The organism is Actibacterium sp., from assembly GCF_041584535.1.
Lineage (GTDB): Bacteria > Pseudomonadota > Alphaproteobacteria > Rhodobacterales > Rhodobacteraceae > Actibacterium_D.
This window is the reverse complement of sequence record NZ_JBFHDW010000019.1, coordinates 1-16,976: the sequence shown is the minus strand read 5'-3', so window position 1 is coordinate 16,976 and position 16,976 is coordinate 1. Positions and strand designations below refer to the sequence as shown.

19 protein-coding genes and 1 pseudogene are annotated in these 16,976 nt (G+C 63.1%); 8 read left to right on the top strand and 12 right to left on the bottom strand.

From position 1 onward, the window contains the following. Together ABYW26_RS01990 and ABYW26_RS01985 are read right to left on the bottom strand one after the other, a co-directional pair. A pseudogene (locus ABYW26_RS01990) lies at positions 1-211 on the bottom strand (hypothetical protein); the annotation flags it as partial. After that, positions 208-786, bottom strand: a complete 579-nt coding sequence (locus ABYW26_RS01985) for a nitroreductase (RefSeq protein ID WP_372603049.1) — start codon at positions 784-786, stop codon at positions 208-210. The gene ABYW26_RS01985 and the pseudogene ABYW26_RS01990, both read right to left, overlap by 4 nt. A gap of 173 nt (positions 787-959) precedes the next feature. On the opposite strand from ABYW26_RS01985, the gene ABYW26_RS01980 reads away from it, so the two are divergent. Continuing rightward, positions 960-1,193 carry a DUF167 domain-containing protein gene (locus ABYW26_RS01980; protein WP_372603051.1) on the top strand — a complete coding sequence of 78 codons (234 nt, stop codon included), beginning with the start codon at positions 960-962 and terminating at the stop codon, positions 1,191-1,193. On the opposite strand, the gene ABYW26_RS01975 is transcribed toward ABYW26_RS01980, so the two are convergent. Next, a complete protein-coding gene (locus tag ABYW26_RS01975; protein WP_372603048.1) occupies positions 1,190-1,423 on the bottom strand; it encodes a hypothetical protein in 234 nt (77 codons plus the stop codon). The genes ABYW26_RS01980 and ABYW26_RS01975 overlap by 4 nt on opposite strands. A gap of 112 nt (positions 1,424-1,535) precedes the next feature. Between ABYW26_RS01975 and ABYW26_RS01970 the strand changes: the two genes are divergently transcribed. From ABYW26_RS01970 to ABYW26_RS01960, 3 genes are all read left to right on the top strand, one after another. Then, positions 1,536-2,213 (top strand): M48 family metalloprotease, encoded by a 678-nt coding sequence (locus ABYW26_RS01970; protein WP_372603047.1) that lies wholly within the window; start codon positions 1,536-1,538, stop codon positions 2,211-2,213. Between the two features lie 77 nt (positions 2,214-2,290). Next, entirely contained in the window at positions 2,291-2,551 is a 261-nt protein-coding gene (locus tag ABYW26_RS01965) for a DUF6455 family protein (protein ID WP_372603046.1), read from the top strand. Positions 2,552-2,575: 24 nt separating this feature from the next. Next, positions 2,576-2,833, top strand: coding sequence for a DUF6455 family protein (locus tag ABYW26_RS01960; RefSeq protein ID WP_372603045.1), 258 nt, complete (start codon positions 2,576-2,578; stop codon positions 2,831-2,833). Positions 2,834-2,842: 9 nt separating this feature from the next. On the opposite strand, the gene ABYW26_RS01955 is transcribed toward ABYW26_RS01960, so the two are convergent. After that, the gene (locus ABYW26_RS01955; RefSeq protein ID WP_372603044.1) at positions 2,843-3,493 is read right to left on the bottom strand and encodes a TetR/AcrR family transcriptional regulator; all 651 of its coding nucleotides are present in this window, start codon (positions 3,491-3,493) and stop codon (positions 2,843-2,845) included. Between the two features lie 192 nt (positions 3,494-3,685). Between ABYW26_RS01955 and ABYW26_RS01950 the strand changes: the two genes are divergently transcribed. After that, positions 3,686-5,041: a hypothetical protein gene (locus ABYW26_RS01950; protein ID WP_372603043.1), complete on the top strand. Its 1,356-nt coding sequence runs from the start codon at positions 3,686-3,688 to the stop codon at positions 5,039-5,041. A 23-nt stretch (positions 5,042-5,064) separates the two neighbouring features. On the opposite strand, the gene rimO is transcribed toward ABYW26_RS01950, so the two are convergent. Next, positions 5,065-6,447: a 30S ribosomal protein S12 methylthiotransferase RimO gene (rimO, locus tag ABYW26_RS01945; RefSeq protein ID WP_372603042.1), complete on the bottom strand. Its 1,383-nt coding sequence runs from the start codon at positions 6,445-6,447 to the stop codon at positions 5,065-5,067. Positions 6,448-6,579: 132 nt separating this feature from the next. On the opposite strand from rimO, the gene ABYW26_RS01940 reads away from it, so the two are divergent. Next, positions 6,580-8,499 carry an AsmA family protein gene (locus ABYW26_RS01940; protein WP_372603041.1) on the top strand — a complete coding sequence of 640 codons (1,920 nt, stop codon included), beginning with the start codon at positions 6,580-6,582 and terminating at the stop codon, positions 8,497-8,499. A 64-nt stretch (positions 8,500-8,563) separates the two neighbouring features. Here ABYW26_RS01940 and ABYW26_RS01935 read toward each other — a convergent pair whose 3' ends face one another. Beyond that, on the bottom strand, positions 8,564-9,166 hold the full coding sequence (locus ABYW26_RS01935) for a GcrA family cell cycle regulator (RefSeq protein WP_372603040.1): 603 nt from the start codon (positions 9,164-9,166) through the stop codon (positions 8,564-8,566). A 129-nt stretch (positions 9,167-9,295) separates the two neighbouring features. Between ABYW26_RS01935 and ABYW26_RS01930 the strand changes: the two genes are divergently transcribed. Both ABYW26_RS01930 and ABYW26_RS01925 read left to right on the top strand, forming a co-directional pair. After that, complete coding sequence (locus ABYW26_RS01930) at positions 9,296-10,117, top strand: ABC transporter permease (RefSeq protein ID WP_372603039.1); 822 nt, start codon at positions 9,296-9,298, stop codon at positions 10,115-10,117. Further along, positions 10,117-10,899 (top strand): 23S rRNA (adenine(2030)-N(6))-methyltransferase RlmJ, encoded by a 783-nt coding sequence (locus tag ABYW26_RS01925; protein WP_372603050.1) that lies wholly within the window; start codon positions 10,117-10,119, stop codon positions 10,897-10,899. The genes ABYW26_RS01930 and ABYW26_RS01925 overlap by 1 nt, the downstream gene beginning before the upstream one ends. Here ABYW26_RS01925 and ABYW26_RS01920 read toward each other — a convergent pair. From ABYW26_RS01920 to ABYW26_RS01895, 6 genes are all read right to left on the bottom strand, one after another. Further along, positions 10,896-11,618: a gamma-glutamylcyclotransferase gene (locus ABYW26_RS01920; protein WP_372603038.1), complete on the bottom strand. Its 723-nt coding sequence runs from the start codon at positions 11,616-11,618 to the stop codon at positions 10,896-10,898. The two genes, ABYW26_RS01925 and ABYW26_RS01920, sit on opposite strands and share 4 nt — an antisense overlap. Beyond that, complete coding sequence (gene argF, locus ABYW26_RS01915; protein ID WP_372603037.1) at positions 11,618-12,544, bottom strand: ornithine carbamoyltransferase; 927 nt, start codon at positions 12,542-12,544, stop codon at positions 11,618-11,620. The genes ABYW26_RS01920 and argF overlap by 1 nt, the downstream gene beginning before the upstream one ends. Positions 12,545-12,577: 33 nt before the next feature. Beyond that, entirely contained in the window at positions 12,578-13,759 is a 1,182-nt protein-coding gene (locus ABYW26_RS01910) for an aspartate aminotransferase family protein (RefSeq protein ID WP_372603036.1), read from the bottom strand. 234 nt (positions 13,760-13,993) lie between these two features. Continuing rightward, the gene (locus ABYW26_RS01905; RefSeq protein ID WP_372603035.1) at positions 13,994-15,475 is read right to left on the bottom strand and encodes an inorganic phosphate transporter; all 1,482 of its coding nucleotides are present in this window, start codon (positions 15,473-15,475) and stop codon (positions 13,994-13,996) included. A gap of 87 nt (positions 15,476-15,562) precedes the next feature. Beyond that, positions 15,563-16,006 (bottom strand): NUDIX hydrolase, encoded by a 444-nt coding sequence (locus tag ABYW26_RS01900; RefSeq protein ID WP_372603034.1) that lies wholly within the window; start codon positions 16,004-16,006, stop codon positions 15,563-15,565. A 124-nt stretch (positions 16,007-16,130) separates the two neighbouring features. Then, positions 16,131-16,976, bottom strand: an 846-nt coding sequence (locus ABYW26_RS01895; RefSeq protein ID WP_372603033.1) for an ATP-dependent helicase C-terminal domain-containing protein, incomplete at its 5' end; no start/stop codon positions are given.

Sequence of the window (16,976 nt, the reverse complement as noted above, 5' to 3'; positions counted from 1 at the left end):
TGAACAGCGACACCAGATCGCCGACCCAATTCACCTCGCCGATCAGCGGCAGCAGGGTCTGATCCGGCAACGCCCATTGCGCCAGACCCACCAGACCGGTTGTCATCAGGATCAGCAACAGCAGCGTCAGGCCAAGGCCCAGCCACAGCACCCGGCGAAACCGCGGATCGCGCAACTGGGCCAGCGCCTTGAAGAAGTCGGAAAAGATCATTCCGAAACCCAAACCGTGATCGCGTCCAGATCGGGGCGCGGCCGGTCGGGCGTGTCGTATTTCGGGGTGCCGATATGGATGATCCCGGCGATGTTTTCAGCCGGGGCAAGGCCCAGATCCTGTTCGGCAAAGCTGCGATCGAACGAGGCCCAGCCGCTCAGCCAGTTCGCCCCCCAGCCCGAGGCCAGCGCCGCATTGGTCAGCGCCAGACAGACCGCACCGGCGGAATAGACCTGTTCGATCTCGGGCACTTTCTCGGACGGTTTCGGGCTGGACACCACCACCACCGCCAGACCGGCGTCGGCATAGGTGCGGCGGGATTTCTCGATCTTTTCAGGCTCGATCCCCAGAACCGGCCCCAGCGCCGCAATCCGGGTCGACAGGCGTTCCAGCGCCGGTTTCTCGAGCACGATAAACCGCCACGGTTCCAGCTTGCCGTGATCCGGGCTGCGGGCGGCGGCGGTCAGGATCGGCCTTAGCTGATCGCGGTCGGGGTAGGGGCCGGTCAGGGTCTTGGCGGGCACCGAGCGGCGGCTCAGCAGAAAATCCATCACGGCGGCATTCGGGCTGGTCATTGCGTGTCTCCTGTCGTTGCTCTTCATGTCGGCCATCCGGGTCCGGGGATCAAGGGCCGCACGCGAAAAGCCTGCGCCTTCCGGTCAGGGGGTTGTGATTTTCGCGGTGGAAGATGAGTATTTGATCCAAGAAAAAGAGGAGCAACAGGGTGGCGGCGGCAGAATTGGCGGATATGGCGGTGATCGGCGCCGAGATCGCGGTGCGGGTCACGCCCAAGGCCTCGCGCAACATGATCAAGTCCGAGGACGGGGTGCTGCGGGTCTATGTCACCGTGGTGCCCGAGGACGGCAAGGCGAATGCGGCGGTGGTCAAGCTGTTGTCCAAGGCGCTGGGCGTGCCGAAATCGCGGCTGGAACTGGTGCGCGGCCACACGGCGCGCGACAAGGTGTTCCGAATTCTGGATTAGGGTTTCGACAGGCGATAGACGCCTTCGGGCAGGTCCAGTGCGGCGGCCAGTTCCTTGAGCTGGGTCATCGACAGGGTGATTTTCATCACGGTGTCGGTGCGCGGGTCCAGTTGTTCAATCGTGATGCATTCGGCAAAGGCCTGAATGGTGACGTCTTCTTCAAGGTGATGCTGGCCCTCGTCAACAAGGGTGATCACGGTCGCGTCGAAGTCGTGTTCAATGGTAAACATGAATACAGGCTAGCCCGAGGCGGCGGCGTTGGAAAGAGGAACGCGAGGGAATTTCCGGTGGCCAAGGCAGCGGGCGGGTCGCATAATTTGCCGGTCATCGGTGGAGAACAGGATGAAAGCATTCTCGCTATTGGTGCTGGCCTTGGGTCTGGCGGGCTGTGTTCAGACCACTGATCCCGCGGTCGAGCCGCGCGTGTCGATGGCCACGGCGCTGAACAATTTCGAGGCCGTGCGCCGCAAGGTCGAACCGGTGGCCGAGGCCGAATGCCGGGCCCGCACCCGGGGCATGAACTGTAATTTCCTGATCGGTGTCGATGCGACGATGTTCGCCGAGGCCAATGCTTTTCAGGGTCTGGATGACAACAACCGCCCGGTGATCGCCTTTACCGTGGCGCTGATCGCCGATGCCCGCAATGTCGATGAGCTGGCCTTTGTGCTGGGCCATGAAGCCGCGCATCACATTCTGGCCCATCTGGCCGAACAGGAAAGAAACGCCGCCATCGGCGCCGATCTGATGGCCGAAGAGGCGGCCAGGCGCGGTGCCAGCGAACGTGAAAGGGAAAAGGCGCGCGAGGTCGGGGCATATCTGGGCGCGCTGGCGTTTTCGCAAGAGATGGAGTTGGAGGCCGATGCGCTTGGCACGGTGATCGCGGCGCAGGCGGGGTATGATCCGCTGCATGGGGCGCAGTATTTCAACCGCATGGACGATCCCGGCAACAAGATGCTGGGCACCCACCCGCCGAACTCGAAACGGCTGAAGGTGGTGCAGGATGTTGTCGATAGTCTTTGACCGGGTTTGACCCGGATCAAAGTCAGCCCCGGCGCAGTCTGGTTTCCTGATCGGGTAATTCCGATAGGAGAGACCAGATGTTTGGTTTTGCGAAACTAAAAGAACACCGCGAGCTTGTGACCCGGATGGCGGACGCGCTGAGCGTCGATCTGGAAGAGGCCGAGCAGCGCGGCACCCTGACACCCGAAGATGTCGACGTGATGGTCGAACGTTGCGTTGGCTGTCTGGAGGCCGAGGCCTGTAAATGCACGCTGGCCGCGACCGCGCCGGGATCGGCGACCCAAGCGCCGGACTATTGCCGCAACAAGGACCAGTTCGTGGTTTTGCGCCGGAACTGAACCGTCTGTTCGGGAGGGTTCGAAATGCAGGACAGCACGCGCTTGTCGCGCCATTTCTGGCAGACTCAGGGCATGGCCCGCAGCGTCGGGGTCGATCTGAACGGCGCGTTGCAATCGGGCCGGTTGTTGCGGTCGCGGTATGAGGCGCTGATTGCGGAATGCTATCTTTGCGCCCATGCCGATGCCTGTCTGAAATGGATGGCGATGCAGGGCCGGGGCGCGAAATCTGCACCGGGATATTGTGCGTTGAAAGTGGATTTCGAGGCGTTGCGCGACAGCTAGCCCTGGCCGTCAATCGTCCGGATCGGGTTCGCCCGGCACAGGCGCGGCGGCGCGGCCCTGGTCCGGGGCGCCATAGGTGATCAGCTCCATCGCGCCATCAAGGAACGCATCGCGATGCGCGCCGGGCAGGGTTTGGTGCAGCACCGAATCCCCCATCATCAGGCAATAGGTGATGTAGGCCCGCTTTTCGGCTTCGGTGTCGTCGACCCCCATGTCGCGGAACAGCCGGGTGAAGTAATCCATGCGGATCAGGTCCACCTCTTGCACGGCCTCTTTCGGCATCTGCACGCGGCGGGCCCAGTCGCGGATGCTCATTTCGATCCGGGCATTGGCGGGCGAGTTCTTGCGGCGCGGCAAGGCCAGCAGGATGCGCAGTCGCTCGCGCGCGGTTTCGCCGGACAGGGTGATGGACTTGATGACGTTCAACGTCATCTTGCGCCGCCATGTTTTCAGCATCGCCACCAGCAGGTCGTTGCGGGCGCCGAAATGCCAATAGAAGCTGCCCTTGGTCACGCCCAGCTTGGCGCATAGCGTGTCGATACGGATGCCGCGCACGTTCTCATTGACCAGAATCTTCATCGCCGCATCGACCCAGTCCTGCTCGTTCAGCGGCGTGCCCTTACGCCGCTGCGTCGGGCTGCGCTTGCGTCCGGTCGCCACGGGCGCAGGATCAGGCGGAGTGCTGGAGGAAGAACCTGTTGTCATGGCGACAGGTTACGTCACGGCGCGGGCAAGATGAAGGGGGGAAAGTGTGGGGAGTTTGGGGGCGGTATAACCTTGGGGAAAACTAATACTTGATTGAAATCTTTTCGGGGCTTCTACTTAGGGTAGTGGTGTTGGAGGGGTGATTACATGGGGCGTCCTGAATTTCTTTCGCAGGGGGAGCCAGCGCGGCTGTTCCCGGTTTTGTCGACAACCTCGAAAGAGGGGCGGACCACATCGATTGTTTTGGCCTGCTTATCCAAGGTGAACGAGTTCGGCACCGAACTTTTGGCCGCGGTCGGTCAAAAATTCGGAAAGCGCGCCAAGATCGAAACCTATACCGAGGTTGTTTTCCACGGCCAGAAAGATGCCATGAAAGATCGGCCTGACGGTCTGATTATTGTCAGGACCGGAAGCCGAACCTGGAGCGCGCTTGTTGAGGCCAAAGTTGGCAACAACAATTTGGATGTTGAGCAGATCGAGCGCTACCGCGCGCTGGCCAAAGAGCACGGGATTGACTGTGTCATCACGGTCTCGAACCAGTTTGCGACAGTCCCGACAAACCATCCCATCGCCGAGGTGCGCAAGAGCCGCTCCAAGATCCCGGTCTATCATTGGTCATGGATGTTCGTGCTGACGACAGCGGATTTGTTGCTGAACAATGCTGAAATAGCGGATGAGGATCAGGAACTTCTGTTGAATGAACTTCGACGGTTCCTGACGCACGAAAGCGCCGGGGTTCACGGGTTTGACCGAATGCCGCCGGAATGGACCGAATTGAACCGACTTGTGTCCGCTGGCGGGTCGATCCCGGCAAAATCTCCGGAAGCGGTGGCGGTTCTCGAGGCATGGCATCAAGAGACGAAAGACCTGTCATTGATCCTGAGTCGGCAGACCGAGACCGCAGTCCGTGAAAAGCTGCCGCGCAAACATGTCAACGACCCCGGCGAACGCCTGAAGGATGAGCTAGCCCGTCTGCGCGAAGACCGGCGGCTATATACCTGCCTTGAAATCGTGGATGCCGCAGCGCCCATCGAAGTCACCGCTGACATCCCTCGCCGGACGATTGATGTCGGGATGACCCTGCGCGCGCCCGAAGACAAGGTATCGTCCCGTGCGCGCGTGAACTGGCTGTTGCGGCAGATAAAATCCGACAAAATCGACGATCTGCACGTCCGTCTGATTTGGCCCGGTCGCAGTGAGGCAACCCAATACTCGGTCAAGGAATTGATCGAGGATGTGACGATTTGCGAACGCGACAAAGGCACCCTGCAGGTCTCATCCTTCCATATTTTCTATGCTCGCAGGTTGGGCGCGCGGTTCACGCAACAGACCAATTTCATCGTCGATCTCGAGGATGTCGTCCCTGCTTTTTACCGGGAAATCGGGCAAGAACTGTCGGCATGGCGCAAAGCCGCGCCGAAGATCAAGGAAGATCGCTCCAGCGCGGCCGAAGTGTCACCCGACGCCATTGCCGAAGAGGCTGAAGAGGTCGCAAAGGACTGATCGGCGCGATGGCCGCGTCGCTGTCAGGCGTTGGGGCTCGGCGCCCCCCACAGGTCGTATTCCCCGGCTTCGTCCACGTCGACCGTCACGATGTCGCCAACGGACAGACCTTCGGTGCCCTCGTCGATAAAGAGGTTGCCGTCGATCTCGGGCGCGTCGGCCTTGGTGCGGCAGGTGGCGATGCCGTCTTCGTCGATATCGTCGATGATGACGTCGATCCGCTGGCCCACCTTAGCGGCCAGCTTGGCCTCGGAGATCGCCTGAGCCTTCTCCATGAACCGGTCCCAGCGGTCTTGTTTGACCTCGTCCGGCACATGGTCGGGCAGGTCGTTTGATCGCGCCCCGGCGACGTTTTCGTATTGGAAACAGCCGACGCGATCCAGTTGCGCCTCGTCCATCCAGTCCAGCAGGGTCTGGAATTCCTGCTCCGTTTCACCGGGAAAGCCGACGATGAACGTGCTGCGCAGGGTGATATCGGGGCAATCGCGGCGCCATGCGGCGATTTCGTCCAGCGTCTTGGCGGCGGCGGCGGGCCGGGCCATGCGTTTCAGCGTATCGGGATGGGCGTGCTGGAACGGGATGTCCAGATAGGGCAGGATCAGCCCCTCGGCCATCAGCGGGATCAGCTGCCGCACATGCGGGTAGGGATAGACGTAATGCAGCCGCACCCACGCGCCCAGCGACCCAAGATCGCGGGCCAGATCGGTGATATGGGCGCGATGCCCCTTGGTCTCGGCATGTTTGATATCGACGCCATAGGCGCTGGTGTCTTGGCTGATGACCAGCAATTCGCGCACCCCGGCCTCGACCAGCTTTTCCGCTTCGCGCATCACCGCATGCGCCGGGCGGCTGACCAGTTTGCCGCGCATATCGGGGATGATGCAGAATTTGCACTTGTGGTTACAGCCCTCGGAAATCTTCAGATAGCTGTAATGGCGCGGGGTCAGTTTCACGCCGCTGGCGGGCAGCAGGTCGATGAACGGGTCCGGGCTGGGCGGCACGGCGCCGTGGACGGCATCCAGCACCTGTTCGTATTGATGCGGGCCGGTGACGGCCAGAACTGACGGGTGCGCGCCGGTGATGTAATCGGGCTCGGCGCCCAGACAGCCGGTCACGATGACCCGGCCGTTTTCCGAGAGGGCCTCGCCAATTGCCTCAAGGCTTTCGGCCTTGGCACTGTCGAGAAATCCGCAGGTGTTCACGATCACCGCGTCGGCCCCGGCGTAATCGGGCGAAATCGCATAGCCCTCGGCCCGCAGGCGGGTCAGGATACGTTCGCTGTCGACCAGCGCCTTGGGGCAACCAAGGCTGACCATGCCAATCGTTGGCTGGCCGTCGCGCGGACGCTCGTCAAAACGCGGCGCGGGCGCCAGATCGGGGCGGAGGTTCGGTGGGTTCGTGCTCATGCGCCTCATATAGCGGCGAAGCCTGACCGGGGGAAGCGGGCTTAATTGCTGGCGTCCCCGTAAAGCGCTTGTTTGCTGCTGGTGCGGCTCTTACCTTTCGGTCAGGTGAATTCATGTGCAGGGGGCCGGGCTATGCGCTGGTTGATCCGGGTTATTATCGCGTTGTTGGTGCTGGTGGCGTTGCTGTTCGGCGGCTTGTTCCTGTTGCCGGCCGACAAGGTTGCGGCGCTGGCAAGCGAGCAGATCCGCAAGTCCACCGGGCGTGAACTGTCGCTGAGCGGGCGGTTGAAGCCGTCGATCTGGCCGCAGATCGGCATGGCGACCGGGCCGGTGACCCTGTCGAACGCCGATTGGGCCAGCGACACGCCGATGCTGGCGGCCGAAGGGCTGGAGATCGGGCTGGATATCGGGGCGCTGCTGGGCGGCGATATCGTGATCCGCAAGATCACCGTGACGGCGCCGGAAATCCTGCTTGAACGGGCCAAAGATGGCCGGGTGAACTGGGATATCGGCAGTGGTGCTGCGGACAGCGCATCGGGCGATGACGGCACCGGCACGGCCGGGTCGGTGACGCTGGATGTGGCGCAGATCAGCAATGGCGCAGTGACCTTTATCGACCATGCCGCCGGGACCACGCAGAAAATCACCGATCTGGATGCGACGCTGAAACTGCCGGATCTGGCGGGGGCGGCGGATGTGGCGATGACGGCCTTGGTGAACGGGCAACAGGTCAAGGCCACGGCCCGGATCGACAAGGTGGCCTCGGCGCTGGAGGGGCGGATCGTGCCGCTGGAACTGGCGCTGGATGTCGGGAAAACCGCCATTGGATTTGAAGGCCGCGCCGGTTTGGCACCGCTGTCGGCCGAAGGCGCGCTGAAGGCCGATCTGGCAGATCTGCCAGCGCTGTTCACGGCACTGGGTCAGGCCGCGCCGGACCTGCCGTCGAAACTGGCTCAGGGGCTGGCGGTGTTCGGGCAGGTGACCTATGCGGCGGATGGTGCGCTGCATCTGCGCGATGGCGATATCCGGTTCGGGCCGAACGCGCTGAAAGGGGCGGCGGATGTGATCCTTGGCGGCGCGCGGCCACATCTGACCGGGCAATTCACCACCGGGGCGCTGGACCTGACAGGCCTGTCGGGCGGTGGCAGCGGCGGTGGCGTCGGCGCGGGCTGGTCTACGGCGCCGATCGACGTGTCGGCGCTGGGCGCGCTGGATGCCGATGTGGCGCTTGCCGCTGACAGCATCGCGCTGGACAGTGCCCGGCTGGGCGCGACGCAGGTGCTGGCAACGCTGGCCGATCGCCGCCTGTCGCTGAAACTGCAACGCCTTGCCGCCTATCAGGGGCAGGTGACGGGGTCGGTCGTGGTGAATGGCCGGGGTGGCCTGTCGGTCGCGGGCGATCTGTCGATTGCCGGTGTGGCGATGAAACAGGCGCTGACCGATCTGGCGGGCTATAGCCGCCTGAGCGCAACCGCTGACATGAAGCTGAAATTCCTTGGCAGCGGCGCGTCGATGGCGGCGATCATGTCCAGCCTGTCGGGCGATGGCAGTTTTACGCTGGGGCCGGGCGAACTGAGCGGCGTCGACATGAACGCGGTGCTGCGGCGCCGGGCCGAGGGGGCCTCGGATCAGGCGCGGACGATCTTCAACAGTGTCACCGGCACTTTCATCATCGCGGGCGGGGTGCTGACCAATGACGACATGGTCATGCAATCCGACCGGATGACTGTCAACGGCAACGGCAAGTTCGATCTGGGCGCGCAGACCATGGGCTATCACATCGTCCCAGAGGCGTTTTACGGCGAGGACGGCGCCAAGGTTCTGAAAATCCCGCTCAGGATTTCTGGGCCGTGGTCGAAACCGAAATTCATGCTGGACGTGAATGCCGTGATCGAAGAGCGCCGGGATGAAAAGGCCGATGAGCTGAAACAGAAGGCGGCGGAAAAGCTGGGTGTCGAGACCCAGACCGACGAAACGCTTGAGGATGCCGCCAAGCGCAAGCTCAAGGAAGAGGCCGCGCGCGGGTTGCGGAACCTGCTGAAGAAAGAGTGAGCCTGAAAAAGCAAAACCCCGGCGATTGGCCGGGGTTTTCATTTGTCGGTGGGCGGGCGCCGGATCAGCGTTTACGGTCGCGGCGCGAGCTCATCGGCTGGAACGCGACGCCGACATGGGCCTCGCAATAGGGTTTGCCCTGTTGGGTCGCCAGACCGCAGAACCAGAAATCTTCGGTGGCGGGATCGCCGATCGGCCATTTGCAGGTGCGCTCGGTCAGTTCCATCAGCGACAGCTTCTTGGCTTTCTTTTCCACTTCGCGGACCGAGGCCAGGGCCTCGGGGCTGATCTCGTTGGCCGAAGGCTGCGGCGGCAGCGGCTGACCAGCCGGGATGATCTGCTTGCGCGGCGAAATCGTCGCCACGGGTGCGGCCGATTCCGTTGCCGGTTCGGGACGCGCGGACTCGGTCGCGGGTTCGGCCTTGGGCTTGGGCGCGGCCTTGGGTTTCGGGGCTGCGGCGGCCTCGGGCGCGGTGGTGGGCTTGTCCTTGGCGGGCGCCTTCGCGCTGGGCGTGCTGCCGGCGCGGTTGGACAGGCCCAGACGATGCACCTTGCCGATCACGGCATTGCGGGTCACGCCACCCAGTTCCTTGGCGATCTGGCTGGCCGACTGGCCTTCGCCCCACATTTTTTTCAGCGTCTCGACGCGCTCTTCGGTCCAGGACATCGTGTTTCCTTGGCTGTTGGCTGCCGGAGGGTGCATACCACTTTATTTTTCCGGCGGCCGATAAAAATTGGCTAGCCCCTATTCTATTCTTGTGGGGCACCGGGATACAAGCCCTGCAAGGCTGCCTTAATGAGATCGGAGACCGAAATGCATCTGACCAGCGAAATGGGTGTGCGCCGCTTTGGACGTGTGAACTGGCTTGGGCTGGCGACACTGATCCAGCGCGAGGTGAAACGCTTTACCGCCGTGTGGACCCAGACCATCGCCGCGCCTCTGGTGACGGCGGGGCTGTTCCTGACGGTTTTCGCGCTGGCCATCGGGCCGTCACGCGGGCTGGTGATGGGGGTGCCGTTCCTGCATTTTCTGGCGCCGGGCATCCTGATGATGACGGTGATCCAGAACGCTTTTGCCAATACCACCTCATCCATCGTGATTTCCAAGGTGCAGGGCAATATCGTCGATACGCTGATGCCGCCCCTGTCGCCGCTGGAACTGGTGCTGGGCTATACGGCAGGCGGTGTGGCGCGGGGCATGGCGGTGGCGCTGTTGATCGGTGCGGTGCTGGTGCTGGTGCTGGGCCTGCCGATCGAGCATCCGGTCTGGGCGCTGGTGTTCATGTTTCTGGGGGCGACCTTGTTGTCGGTTCTGGGCATCGTCGGTGCGATCTTTGCGAACCGGTTCGACCAGATGGCAGCGATCACCAATTTCGTCATCACGCCGCTGAGCTTTCTGTCCGGCACGTTCTATTCCATCGAGAACATGCCGCCCTTGATGCAGAAGATCACCCATTTCAACCCGGTGTTCTATCTGATCGACGGGGCGCGCTATGGCATGATCGGGCGCTCGGACAGCTCGCCCTGGCTGGGGCTTGTGGTGTGCAGTGGCGTGACGCTGGTGGTAATGGCAGTGTGCTGGGCGTGGTTCCGCTCGGGTTATCGGCTGAAGGCCTGATGCTAAGCTATCAGCATATCTATCACGCCGGAAATCTGGCGGATGTTCAGAAACACGCGCTGTTGTGCGTGATGCTGGACTATATGACCCGCAAGGACAAACCGCTGAGCTATATCGAGACCCACGCCGGGCGCGGGTTGTATGACCTGACCGCGCCCGAAGCGGTCAAGACCGGCGAGGCCGCGCAGGGTGTGATCCGGGTGGCTGACTGGTTTCCGCCGGAACATCCTTATGCCCGGGCGCTGACGCAGGTCCGGTCAGATCATGGCGACAGCGCCTATCCCGGATCGCCGCTGTTGGCGGCCGGGATGCTCAGACCGATGGATTCGATCCATCTGGCCGAACTGCACCCGCGCGAATTCGCGGCGCTGAAACAAGTGATGCGGCCGTTCGGGGCGCATGTGCATCAGCAGGACGGTCTGGAACTGGCGCAATCGCTGTGTCCGCCGACACCGCGCCGCGGGCTGATGCTGATCGACCCCAGTTATGAGGTCAAAACCGATTACGCCACGCTGCCGGGCCAGATCGCGGCGCTGCATCGCAAGTGGAATGTCGGGGTGATCGCGCTGTGGTATCCGATCCTGACCACCAATGCCCATAAACCGATGCTGCGCGCGCTTGAGGCGCTGGATCTGCCCGGTGTGCTGCGGCACGAGGTGCGGTTCCCGCCCGCCCGCGCTGGTCACGGCATGGTCGGCAGCGGGCTATTCATTGTGAACACGCCATGGGGCGTCGCGGACGAGGCGAAACGGCTGGACGGCCTGTTCGGGCGGCTGGGTTAAAGCGCCGCGCGATAGGCGCGTGCATCGCGCAGCAGATCGCTGAGCGTCGGGTCTTCGATGCCCAGCAGGTCGAAATGCTCGACGATATTGCCGAGATATTCCAGGCTGGTGCCAAAAACGCCGACCCCGGTGGCAATCAGGTGGACCTGTTCCTGACGGGTCAGGTCGCCCTGCATCGCGTCGGTTGTATGATCGGCGACAAAGGTCAGGGCCCTGATCGGCTGACCATCGCAGATCGTGTCGATAAACACCGCCAGATAGCCGGGGCCGACCAGCTCGCGCCGGCACAGGATTTCGGTCTCGTGATCGACTTGGGCTTGCGGGATGCGGAACAGCAGCCCGTCACAGCCATCGCCGGTGTCCAGCGCCGCCATCAACCCCGGAGCCTCGGGCGATCCGCGTGCGCCCCTGACGTCTTTCAGGATGAAGCGGCGGCTGTGGTGCGGCGCATGGGCGCGGCGGATTTCGGCAAAGTGAAACCCCGGATCCCACATGAGCGAGCCATAGGCGAACACCCACAGATCCGCGTCGCCCAGCCCGGCCAGCGCCTGTTTGCGCAGCGACTCGCGGTGGTCGTCCGAATACCACCAGCCGATGGGCAGGCCATTCTCGATCATCACATCCTGCATCTCGTCGATGCGAAAGCCGCGATAGAATGAGACTTCGGGATCAATCAGCCGATCCCGAAGTTCGGGGTGATGGATGAACGGGTCGGTCATCAGACCTCAAGACACCAGCGCATGACCGCCTTTTGCGCGTGCAGGCGGTTCTCGGCCTCGTCAAAGATCACCGAATGCGGGCCGTCCATGACGGCGCTTGTGGCCTCGTCATCGCGATGCGCGGGCAGGCAATGCATGAACAGCGCGTCCGGCTTGGCGCGCGACATCAGCACTTCATTGACCTGATAGGGGCGCAGCTGGTTGTGGCGGCGCTCGCGGGCCGATTGCGGGTCATGCATCGACACCCAGGTGTCGGTGACCACCAGATCAGCGCCTTCGACGGCGCGGACCGGGTCGCGCTCGATCTCGATGGTGGCGCCTTTGGCGCGGGCCTCGTCAATGAACACCTGCTCGGGGTCCAGTTGCGCCGGGCCGGTAAAGGTCAGGTCAAAGCCGAACTGGCCGGCGGCATGGGCAAAGCTGGCAAAGACGTTGTTGCCGTCGCCGGCCCAGACCACCTTTTTGCCTTTAATCGGGCCGCGATGTTCCTCGTAAGTCAGGATGTCGGCCATGATCTGGCAGGGGTGGGTGCGGTTGGTCAGGCCGTTGATTACCGGCACCGAGGCATGTTCCGCCATCTCTTGCAAGGTGGCCTCTTCAAACGTGCGGATCATGATCATATCGACATAGCGCGACAGCACGCGGGCGGTGTCGGCGATGGTCTCGCCATGGCCAAGCTGCATGTCCTGACCGGACAGCACCATGGTCTGCCCGCCCATCTGGCGCACACCGACATCGAACGAAACCCGGGTCCGGGTCGAGGGCTTTTCAAAGATCAGCGCAACCATCTGCCCGGCCAGCGGCTGTTCATCATCCGGCGCGCCCTTGGGGCGGCCATTGCGGGCAACCTTCATCGCCCGGGCATGGTCGATCATCGCCCGCAAATCAGCCGGGTCGGTGGCATTGATATCAAGAAAATGCTTCATCTGTCTGTCCTTGGGGGCCGCGCCCCCTGAAAATTACGCTGCGGCTTCGACCGCTGTTGCCGCGGCATCGAGCCGCGAAATGGCTTGGGAAATGTCGTCATCCGTCAGGTTCAGGGGCGGCAACAGACGCGCCACATTGTCCCCGGCGGGCACGGTCAGGATATGCTGGGCATAACCGGCAGCGACCAGATCGGCCACCGGCACCACACATTTCAGCCCCAGCATCAGGCCCGCGCCGCGCACCAGTTCGAACACACCGGGATGCGCGGCGACCAGACCTTCCAGCTTTTGCCGCAGCAGGCCGGCCTTGCGGTTGACCTCGGCCAGAAAGGCGGGATCGCTGATGATCTGCATGACCTTCAGACCCACGGCACAAGCCAGCGGGTTGCCGCCATAGGTGCTGCCATGGGTGCCCGCGACCATGCCGCTGGCAGCGTCCTCGGTCGCCAGAACCGCGCCCAGAGGAAAGCCGCCGCCGATGCCCTTGGCGACCATCATGATGTCCGGGGTGATGCCCGCCCATTCATGCGCGAACAGCTTGCCGGTCCGGCCCATGCCGCATTGCACCTCGTCCAAGATCAGCAGGGCGCCGCTTTCGTCGCAGGCGTCGCGCAGGCCTTTCAGGCATTGATCCGGCACCGGCCGGATGCCGCCTTCGCCTTGCACCGGTTCGATCAGCACGGCGCCGACCTCGGGGTCTTTCATCGCCTCGGCCAAGGCCTGATGATCGCCGAATTTCAGATGCACGAATCCGGGCAGCAGCGGGCCAAAGCCCTTGGTCATCTTCTCGGTGCCGGTGGCGGCAATGCCTGCCGAGGACCGGCCGTGGAACGAGCCATCGAAGGTGATGATCTTGGTGCGTTCGGGGTGGCCTTTGTCATACCAGTATTTGCGGGCCATCTTCACGGCCAATTCACAGGCCTCGGTGCCCGAGTTGGTGAAGAACACCGTGTCGGCAAAGGTCTGATCCACCAAAGCATCGGCCAGCGCCTGTTGCTGCGGGATCTGATAGAGGTTCGACAAGTGCCACAGCTTGCCCGCCTGCTCGGTCAAAGCGGCGACCAGATCGGGGTTCGCATGACCCAGCGCGTTCACGGCGATGCCCGCGCCCATATCCAGATATCGGCTGCCATCCGTCGCGGTCAGCCAGGCGCCTTCGCCACTGACAAAGCTGATTGGAGCACGGTTATAGGTCGGCAGAATGGACGGGATCATCAGAAGAGTCCTTGAAAAACAGAAGCCCGATTGGTGCCAAAGGCCACGGGGCAAGTCAACGATTTCAGGTGGGTTTTTGCGTGTTGCCACGCAGGATCGGACGTCAGGCGCGGGTGCGTCGGCGTCGGGACAGCGAAAGAAGGGTGCTTTGGTCGATCATGGCGGCGCTGATAACGCCGTTTGGCGCCGGTGTAAATATGCTGTGTAAGGGGCGGGGGCGCGCGGCCCCCGGCCTTAGACGAACACCGCTTCGAGAACCAGAAAGATCACCCCGGACATCAGCGCAGCGGCCGGGACGGTGACGACCCATGCGGCGACGATGGTCATGAAATGCGACCGGCGCACCAGCTTGCGGCGGCGGCGTTCCTCGGGGGCGATGCTTTTGCCCGGCCCGCGCTTGTGGCTGTTGGCGCGGGTGCGGCGCTCGGCGTGCCATTCGCGGAAGAACCCGACGCCGAACACCGCGCCGACCGCGATATGGGTCGAGCTGACGGGCAAGCCCAGCCAACTGGCGACGATCACGGTAAAGGCCGCCGACAGCGCCACGCAATAGGCGCGCATCGGGTTCAGCTTGGTGATCTGGCTGCCGACCATGCGGATCAGCTTGGGGCCGAACAGGAACAGCCCGAACGAGATGCCGAACGCCCCGATCACCATGACCCAGGTCGGGATCGACACCTTGCCGGCAAAGGCGCCGAACTCGGCGGCGTGGACGATGGCGGCCAGCGGCCCGACGGCGTTGGCGACGTCATTGGCGCCATGGGCAAAGGACAGCAGCGCGGCCGAGAAGACCAGCGGCAGGGCGAACAGCTTTTTCAGCGATTTGTTGCGGTTTTCCAGACCTTCGGACTGGCGGCGGATGAATGGCGCGCTGATCGCATAGAACACCACCCCCGAGACCAGACCGATCAGCAGCGCATGTTCGAGGTCGATCTTGATGACTTTCTTCAGGCCTTTCAGCGCCAGATAGGCGCCGAATGCGGCGGCCATTATGCCGATCAGCACCGGCACCCAGCGGCGCGCGGCGGCGATCTTGTCTTCGGTATAGATGATCTTGGCCTTGATGAAGGCAAGGAACAGCGCCGCGATCAGGCCGCCCAGCGCCGGCGATACCACCCAGCTTAGGGCGATAGTGCCCATCGTCGGCCAGTTGACCGCGCCCAGCCCGGCGGCGGCGATCCCCGCGCCCATGACCCCGCCCACGACTGAATGCGTGGTCGAAACCGGCGCGCCAAGCATCGTTGCAAGGTTCACCCACAAAGCCGAGGAAATCAGCGCCGCCATCATCGCCCAGATCAGCACCTGCGCATCTTCGACGCTGGCCGGATCAATGATCCCTTTCGAGATCGTCGACACCACGTCGCCCCCGGCCAACAGTGCCCCGGCGCTTTCAAAGATTGCGGCAATGGCAATAGCCCCGCCCATGGTCAGCGCATTCGCCCCGACCGCCGGCCCCATGTTGTTGGCCACATCGTTGGCGCCGATATTCAGCGCCATATATGCCCCGAACGCCGCCGCCGCGATCACCACATACGAGGACGGTTGTTGGCCAAAGAACAACAGCGCCCCAAGTGCCGCCACCACAATGAACGCCAGCGCCACGCCGACACCCACCATCGGGCGCGAGACATATTGAACGGCGTATTCAACCTGACTGATCCGACCCAGATCCTTGTCCAGTGTTTTCCACTGATTGTTGCTTGGATCGATTGCCATGCTGCCCCCCGTCCGCGACCATTGTCACAAAGTCGTTATGTTGCGGGGTCGCTGGTATCCGCGAATCTTTTGCGGATCAACCGTTCATCACGGATGGTGCGGCGGAGTGAAATGTCGCAGCAGCTCTTTCAACTCGGGCTCGTCGACCATTTTCGCGGCGCGTTTCGGCGTCACCCATTTGCGGCGGCGCTGTTTGCGTTCGGGAAAGTCGTTGCTCATCTTGTCGACGCGCAGGGCATAGACCTCGGCCAGACAGGGAACCACGGCGTTGTTTTCCAGCCGCTTGCCATACGCGAACTGGCCAATCGCGGCGGACGAAACCCGGCCGACCTTGATCCCGGCCTCTTCCCACGCTTCCTGCAACGCCGTGCCGGGGCCGTCGCGGCCGTCGATCGGCCAGCCCTTGGGGATGATCCAGCGCCCGGTCCCGCGCGAGGTGATCAGCAGCAGCTCGACCTGACCCTTGCGGGCGCGATAACACAACGCGGCCACCTGCAACGCTGGCGGGCGTTTCAAAAGCGGTTGGACCACCGAGTCCCACGTTAGTTTGACGGCTTTTTGCATCATTGCGTTGTTGATTTGCTGCTCTTTTCCGAAGATTGCGCCAAATTCACCGGCCACAAAAGAGGGAAACGGCGGAAATCCGCAAATTTCCTCAGGTTCCGCGCGGTTTGGCCCGCAAAGTCGGATCGGCCTGGGTCGGATCGTCGGGCCAGGGGTGGCGCGGATAGCGTCCGCGCATGTCCTTGCGCACATCGGCATAGGAATTCGCCCAGAAACCGGGCAAATCCATCGTGGTCTGAACCGGGCGCTGGGCCGGCGACAACAGGGTGATCCGCAGCGGCAGGCGCTTGGGGCCGATGGTCGGATGCGTGGTCACGCCGAACATTTCCTGCAGGCGCAGGGTGATTTCCGGCGCTTCGCCGCTGTAATCAATCGGCACACGCCGACCTAAGGGCGTCTCGAAATGCGACGGCGCCAGCCGCGCCACCAGTTGCTGCTGATCCCAATCCAGCGCCGCCTGAAGCGCTGGCAACAGGTCAAACCGTTTCAGATCCTCAGCCGATTTCACCCCGGTCAGATGCGGCAACAACCAATCCTCAAGCCGCACCATCAGCCCGGCATCCGACAGGTCCGGCAGGTCTGAACCTTCGCCGCGCAACAGTTCGACCCGCGCTTGATAGCGCCGCGCCGCGTCGTTCCACGGCAGGCCCAGTTCGCGCACCCCGTCCAGCATGGCGCGGGCGATGATGTCGGGCGGGGCATCCTTCCAGTGCTGGTCGGCCAGAACCAGCGCGCCGAACATCTCGCGCCGCCGGGTCAGCACCCGCCGCTCGCGCCGCGACCATTCGCAGATGTCGTGCCACGCGATCTGATCGCCATAAAGCCCGCGCAATTCGCTTTCGCTGAGCGAGGCCGCCAGCCGCACCTTGGCCTCGCGCGTGTCGCCATCCAGATCCAGCGCCACGATCAGCCGCTGCCCGGCCAGCGGGTCGCTATC

Coding starts and splice junctions, on each gene's coding strand:
- ABYW26_RS01985 (WP_372603049.1), bottom strand. CDS start 786: ATGACCAGCCCGAATGCCGCCGTGATGGATTTTCTGCTGAGCCGCCGC.
- ABYW26_RS01980 (WP_372603051.1), top strand. CDS start 960: ATGGCGGTGATCGGCGCCGAGATCGCGGTGCGGGTCACGCCCAAGGCC.
- ABYW26_RS01975 (WP_372603048.1), bottom strand. CDS start 1,423: ATGTTTACCATTGAACACGACTTCGACGCGACCGTGATCACCCTTGTT.
- ABYW26_RS01970 (WP_372603047.1), top strand. CDS start 1,536: ATGAAAGCATTCTCGCTATTGGTGCTGGCCTTGGGTCTGGCGGGCTGT.
- ABYW26_RS01965 (WP_372603046.1), top strand. CDS start 2,291: ATGTTTGGTTTTGCGAAACTAAAAGAACACCGCGAGCTTGTGACCCGG.
- ABYW26_RS01960 (WP_372603045.1), top strand. CDS start 2,576: ATGCAGGACAGCACGCGCTTGTCGCGCCATTTCTGGCAGACTCAGGGC.
- ABYW26_RS01950 (WP_372603043.1), top strand. CDS start 3,686: ATGGGGCGTCCTGAATTTCTTTCGCAGGGGGAGCCAGCGCGGCTGTTC.
- rimO (WP_372603042.1), bottom strand. CDS start 6,447: ATGAGCACGAACCCACCGAACCTCCGCCCCGATCTGGCGCCCGCGCCG.
- ABYW26_RS01940 (WP_372603041.1), top strand. CDS start 6,580: ATGCGCTGGTTGATCCGGGTTATTATCGCGTTGTTGGTGCTGGTGGCG.
- ABYW26_RS01935 (WP_372603040.1), bottom strand. CDS start 9,166: ATGTCCTGGACCGAAGAGCGCGTCGAGACGCTGAAAAAAATGTGGGGC.
- ABYW26_RS01930 (WP_372603039.1), top strand. CDS start 9,296: ATGAGATCGGAGACCGAAATGCATCTGACCAGCGAAATGGGTGTGCGC.
- ABYW26_RS01925 (WP_372603050.1), top strand. CDS start 10,117: ATGCTAAGCTATCAGCATATCTATCACGCCGGAAATCTGGCGGATGTT.
- ABYW26_RS01920 (WP_372603038.1), bottom strand. CDS start 11,618: ATGACCGACCCGTTCATCCATCACCCCGAACTTCGGGATCGGCTGATT.
- argF (WP_372603037.1), bottom strand. CDS start 12,544: ATGAAGCATTTTCTTGATATCAATGCCACCGACCCGGCTGATTTGCGG.
- ABYW26_RS01910 (WP_372603036.1), bottom strand. CDS start 13,759: ATGATCCCGTCCATTCTGCCGACCTATAACCGTGCTCCAATCAGCTTT.
- ABYW26_RS01905 (WP_372603035.1), bottom strand. CDS start 15,475: ATGGCAATCGATCCAAGCAACAATCAGTGGAAAACACTGGACAAGGAT.